This is a genomic window from Methanoregula sp. (assembly GCF_002835825.1).
Taxonomy (GTDB): domain Archaea; phylum Halobacteriota; class Methanomicrobia; order Methanomicrobiales; family Methanospirillaceae; genus Methanoregula.
Map to the genome: position 1 here is coordinate 1 of NZ_PIZH01000207.1, position 4,098 is coordinate 4,098.

The following is a 4,098-nucleotide window of genomic DNA, read 5'->3' on the forward strand; positions in this document are numbered from 1 at the left end:
ACCCAGGATGTCGCGATCGTTGATGCTCACGCAGATGCTGCAACAGCCCAGGAGGAAGTCGATTCTCTTGAGACCGTTGTTGATGCTGGTGTCAAGATCGCAGCAGCCAATCTGGCCGGCGGGGCTGCGAACGCATTTGCCTTCGCATGGGAAAATCCCGAATCCGTCCCGATTATCGTACAGAGAGTCACCCTTGACCGGACTGCAGCTGGAGGGACTGCAACTGCAGTCGCAGATGTCGGGACTGCTGTAGATGCAACGACCCATTCCGACAACCTGATCGACGGGGTAGACTTGAACGCAACCGGCCCTGTCGATAACATCACAGACAAGGGATCGAACGGCAAATCACGCCAGCGCCTCGATGCTAATGGCGGGACAACGGCTTGGATCACCGGGCAGATCCTGACCGAGGCTGCTGCAGCCCTGACCGGCAAGGTCTACATCGAGTACATCAAAGTCCGCGCCTGACTTTTCTTTATCTCCTTTTTTTTGAACCTCCCTGCATGAAAGAACCGCAGGAGATTGAACGAACATACATCTTCCGTGCCGAGGACGTGCTCATCCCCAGGACCGAGCAGGATCTCAAGGCTGCTGATCCACAGGCCGGCCTCAAGCGTAAGATTATCGCTACCAGTGAAAGAACCTGGAATGGTGACCTGTTCCCGGCAGAAGAGATCAAAAAGGCCGTCCAAGATGCTATCAAGCACAAAGAAACTGAAGGGTTTACATACTACCCGATCCCGCTGATACTGGACCACAGTTGGCAGTTCCTGGACAAGGTAGGGGCAACCTTTGATCTGACATTCGAGCCAGAAGTCAAGATCCGGAACAAGACAATCAAGAACGCCATGGTCGCATCGGTCGAGTTCTGGACCGGTACGCCCATGCTGGATGAAGTGGCTGCCCGAGTCCAGAAGGATCCTGAAGGAACGTTCTTCAGCGTCCGTATCCGCGGTCTGTTGAATTATGACCAGGACAAAGATGTCACATACTGGACGAACTTCCGCGTCATCCACATCGCCCCTGTTCTGGAACCGGCAGATCCTGATGCACAGATGATCGGAGAACTTGCCCGGAATCAGGCTGCAGAGCGGGGATCTCGCGACTTTTCTTTATCTGCCAACCATAAAAACCAAGAGACCATGCCGAAAGATGAAGACTTCAAGGCACTGGAGGACAATGTCAAGGACCTCTCTGCGAAAGTTGACAAATTCCTTTCACAGAAGGAAGCGGACAATGCCCAGAAGGCAGAGGAAACTGCAGCTGCCGATCTCACTGAGAAGGCAACCATTATGGCCGAGATCTTCGGACTCGACAAGGATGTTGACCGCAACTTTGTCAAGTCTCTCAGCAAGGATCAGCTCCTTGCCTACAAGGTTGATCTCGAACGCAGAGTGAACACCGGTACCTCCGAGAAAGGAAAGGCGGCCGGCGGTAGCGGCGGGGCTCCGTCCGTAGAGGATCTCGCCAAGAAACTCATGGGGGTGTGAGGTAACATGGTAGCGTATGCTACGTCACCCGTCAAGGAAGACCTCACCGTTGCACCGCTTCGGGCCAAGGTCCACGTGGCCGGAGTGACTGCTGATTCGGACGGGTTCTACTACAAGGCCCGGCAGCTGGTCGAGATTACCGGTGATGAGGAAGTCGGGATCGCGACGAACGCAAACAAAGCAATCGGCGTCCTCGAGGATTCGATCACCACGAAGACCAATCCGAACGGGCTTGACACCCGGACCAGGATTTCCGTTATCCCCTTCGGGTATCGCCGCGTCCTTCGGATGACTGCTGAGGGCCAGCTGACCGCGGGCCAGCGTGTCACACAGGGGACCACAAGCAAACAAGCCGTAAAGGCAGCCGCTGCACTTGCCGGTCTCGCAGCATCAGGTTCTGCAACCGCCAGCGCAGTTGACGCGACTCGCCCGACCGTCGCAATCTCCGGAGGCGTTCCGGCCGAGGAAATCATCGGTGTTGTGTGGAAGGGTGCAGCAAATGGGGCGGAGGCCCTGATCCTCGCACACTGAGGAAGGAGGAAAACACTATGGTAGGATCTGCATACAAAGACAAGGACCTCTCAGCGAGCAACAACCCGCTCACATCCCCGGAGGTCATTGAGGCCGCCATTAAGCTGGCGTACCACAAGAACCTGATCGGCCGGAAACTCCTCGGCTATCAGAACCTTTCGATCTCGACCGTTTCGACAATTGAAGAAGCTGACACTGTTGGGGACGTCGACTGGCTCTCCGAGAATGGCGCCCTGCCGAAACTCGACTTTGCCTTCGTAAAGGGCACCAAGCGGGTCCGCCCGTATGGTGGCTGGTTCGAAGTCACGGAGGAGCAGCAGGAAGACAATCTCGAAGATGAGATCCGTGTAATGATCAATAACACGGCTTATGCCATGTCATACTTCGAGGACCTGGTCATCTACAACGACATCATCAACGCGACCGGTATCAACTCGATCGATGCAACTCACCCCTGGGATGTTTCGACAGGTGCCGATGCCGGGGTCCCGCTGAAGGATCTGCAGAAGGCCAAGCGTACTGTGTCCGCGGCCACGAAGGGCCAGAAACCCGACACCATTGTCATCTCCGAATTGACTTTCGAGTACCTCACGGCATTCGATGCGATCAAAAACCGCCTCTACAACACCCAGGGCGCGGATGGATACGTCGTTACTGGGCAGGTCCCGACCCTTCTCGGCATGGTCGTTGTCCAGGATGATGCCGTTGATCCGAATGACACTGGCCAGTGCTTGGTGTTCAAGCAGAAAGACATCGGAGTATGGCAGGAACGTTACGCCATCCGGACCAAGAGCATACCCGGTTCAAACCTGGGCAAGGACCAGATCGCGTTCAAGTACACCGCCAAGGCCAAGGGTGAACCGAACATCAAGTTCCCGAAACTCGGGTGTATCATCAACGATCTCTTCACAACTTAACCCTTTTTCGAGGTGAATTTTGATGGCAACTGAAAAAACCATGCGTGTTGAAGTGAGAGCAAACACTCTCGAAACTCGAGACGGGATCAAGGCCAAGAAAGGCGACATCATCGAGGTCCCCGCAGATGACTCCAAACAGTCCGGTGCCATCCGGCACGGGCTCCGTAGCGGGAACCTGAAGCAGGTTCCGACCGAGAAAGACATGACCCCGGTTCGATCCGTGTCTGCAGACGACAAGAATCCGGGAGACGTCCGGCGCCTCGAAGACCCCCTTGAAAAGAAGAAGGAGGACGGGAAGAAAGACGACGCAAAGAAAGATGCTGATAAAAAGGACGACAAGAAGAAGTAATCCGCCATGGCAGCCACTGTTGAGAAAGTCCGGCGCCGGCCCCTGAACGATATCACCGAGCCATATCTCTTCTCTGATGAGGATATCCAGGAGGCCCTCGATGAGGCAGGGGCAACTCTTGAGCTGAGGGGTATCGATGTCGATACGGTCCTTGGAGCCAAGGCCCAGCGGCTGATGGCAGGAAAGGATGTCATCACCGACTTCATCAACCGCATCCAGAGCCGGGCCGTGACCTCGATCTCTGGGGGTTCTGATAGTGTCAGCCTGGTGGACCTCATCGCGTCAAAGGGCGAGATCGAAAAGGATCTCAACACTCTCCTGGAACAACTGGGCAGCTGTCCGGTCGAGGTCTCCTGATATGAGCGACGTCTTCTCCGTCTTCGATTTTCCCGGCCAGATCATGCACGTCCCTCAAGTGGCCGGGAATACCAGCCAGTCAACCGGGGCCTGGCAGCCAGGTTCCCAGGGAACGGCTGTTGCCATCAAGGGCAATATCCAGGATCTCACCGTCAAGGAACTGCAGCGACTACCGGAGGGAGAATACGAGCTCGGCGATCGCAGGATCTCGACAAGCGCTGTCCTAGGTGTTGGAGATATCCTTGAGGTGACGGAGACCGACAACATCGTTACCAAATGGAGGGTCAAGGCCAGAGAACGGACGTCGTACATCCTTCCGAAATTCGGAATGCCGCTCCGGCACGTCTATCTCCTGAAACGGCGCGGGTAATCGACCCGTTTTTATGATTGGAGTGCAAACGTAAGGTATGCCTGCAAGCACCAAGAATCAAGGAGTTATTCCCTTTTGCCC

At 55.5% G+C, this 4,098-nt stretch carries 7 protein-coding genes; all 7 read left to right on the forward strand.

All coding sequences use genetic code 11. The features are described 5' to 3' along the window. Window positions 1-471: hypothetical protein (locus CW742_RS08270; protein ID WP_292418994.1), on the forward strand; the 471-nt coding region annotated here is incomplete at its 5' end. 35 nt (window positions 472-506) lie between these two features. Beyond that, window positions 507-1,493: a hypothetical protein gene (locus CW742_RS08275; protein WP_292418995.1), complete on the forward strand. Its 987-nt coding sequence runs from the start codon at window positions 507-509 to the stop codon at window positions 1,491-1,493. A 6-nt stretch (window positions 1,494-1,499) separates the two neighbouring features. Next, window positions 1,500-2,024, forward strand: a complete 525-nt coding sequence (locus CW742_RS08280) for a hypothetical protein (protein WP_292418998.1) — start codon at window positions 1,500-1,502, stop codon at window positions 2,022-2,024. A 17-nt stretch (window positions 2,025-2,041) separates the two neighbouring features. Next, window positions 2,042-2,941 carry a hypothetical protein gene (locus CW742_RS08285; protein ID WP_292419001.1) on the forward strand — a complete coding sequence of 300 codons (900 nt, stop codon included), beginning with the start codon at window positions 2,042-2,044 and terminating at the stop codon, window positions 2,939-2,941. Window positions 2,942-2,963: 22 nt separating this feature from the next. Beyond that, the gene (locus CW742_RS08290; RefSeq protein ID WP_292419003.1) at window positions 2,964-3,290 is read left to right on the forward strand and encodes a hypothetical protein; all 327 of its coding nucleotides are present in this window, start codon (window positions 2,964-2,966) and stop codon (window positions 3,288-3,290) included. Window positions 3,291-3,296: 6 nt separating this feature from the next. Further along, on the forward strand, window positions 3,297-3,647 hold the full coding sequence (locus CW742_RS08295) for a hypothetical protein (protein ID WP_292419005.1): 351 nt from the start codon (window positions 3,297-3,299) through the stop codon (window positions 3,645-3,647). Between the two features lies 1 nt (window position 3,648). Continuing rightward, window positions 3,649-4,017 carry a hypothetical protein gene (locus CW742_RS08300; protein ID WP_292419008.1) on the forward strand — a complete coding sequence of 123 codons (369 nt, stop codon included), beginning with the start codon at window positions 3,649-3,651 and terminating at the stop codon, window positions 4,015-4,017. Window positions 4,018-4,098 lie beyond the last annotated feature (81 nt).